Origin of the sequence: Promicromonospora kroppenstedtii DSM 19349, from assembly GCF_000515355.1 — a bacterium.
Classification (GTDB): domain Bacteria; phylum Actinomycetota; class Actinomycetes; order Actinomycetales; family Cellulomonadaceae; genus Promicromonospora; species Promicromonospora kroppenstedtii.
In genome coordinates this window covers 59,004-59,875 of sequence record NZ_KI911760.1, presented here as the reverse complement: position 1 = coordinate 59,875, position 872 = coordinate 59,004, and the positions used below count along the sequence as shown (strand labels likewise).

Sequence of the window (872 nt, the reverse complement as noted above, 5' to 3'; positions counted from 1 at the left end):
GACGTGGCCGCGACCCGCCGGGTGCTCGACCTCGTGGCGGCGGTGCGCGACGAGGCGCCGCCCGCCGCCGCCCTGAGAGGTCTCGCCTGAGCCCACGCACGATTCGACCGGCGTCCCGGTGCCCGGTCCGATGAAGCGCCACGAATGGGCGAGTGGAAAGTAAGGGGCGCCATTTGAACTAGAATGGCTCTGTGCCCTCGGCGTTCGCCGGACACATGAATGCTGCTACACACCGGACAACGGAATGGGAGAGCCACACATGGCTGCGATGAAGCCGCGAACGGGTGACGGACCGCTCGAGGTCACCAAGGAGGGGCGCGGCATCGTCATGCGTGTGCCGCTCGAGGGCGGCGGTCGGCTCGTCGTCGAGCTCAACGCGACCGAGGCGAGCGAGCTCGGGGACGCACTCCAGACCGTCGTCGGCTGAGCCGGAGGTGTAGCGCAGGGTGCGGGCCGAGGTACGAGGCACGCGCCCGTAGCGGAACCGCAGGCTCAGCCGACGTCCCGGACAGAGCCTGAACCCTTTCGACGGTCGTCCGCCGCGGGAACCAGCCTCTTCGCGGGTCAGCGGCGGACGGCCAGCAGCAGACCGTCCCCGCTCGGCAGCATGGCGGGGAGCACCCGCTCGTCATTGCGCAGCGCCCGGCCCACCTCGCGGACCACGGTGGTGAGCTCGTCGCGCCGCGCGGGGTCCGCCACGCGGTCACGCAGCAGCGCGCCGTCGACGGCGAGCACACCGCCCGGGCGCAGCAGGCGCAGGGCCTCGTCGACGTACTCGGGGTAGGCCAGCGGGTCGCTGGCCACCAGCACCAGGTCGTAGGCGCCGTCGGCCAGCCGGGGCAGCACGTCCGCGGGCCGGCCGGGAATGATCC

The 872-nt window shown here is 72.4% G+C and carries 2 protein-coding genes; one reads left to right on the top strand and one right to left on the bottom strand.

The genetic code is table 11. The annotated features are described in order from the left end of the window. Nucleotides 1-259 precede the first annotated feature (259 nt). Nucleotides 260-427: a DUF3117 domain-containing protein gene (locus tag PROKR_RS31990; RefSeq protein WP_084467633.1), complete on the top strand. Its 168-nt coding sequence runs from the start codon at nt 260-262 to the stop codon at nt 425-427. Between the two features lie 137 nt (nt 428-564). Here PROKR_RS31990 and PROKR_RS27545 read toward each other — a convergent pair. Then, nucleotides 565-872, bottom strand: a 308-nt coding sequence (locus tag PROKR_RS27545) for an O-methyltransferase (RefSeq protein ID WP_425414950.1), incomplete at its 5' end; no start/stop codon positions are given.

Bases quoted from the DNA above. Each gene is read 5' to 3' on its own strand.
- PROKR_RS31990 (WP_084467633.1), top strand. From the start codon at position 260: ATGGCTGCGATGAAGCCGCGAACGGGTGACGGACCGCTCGAGGTCACC.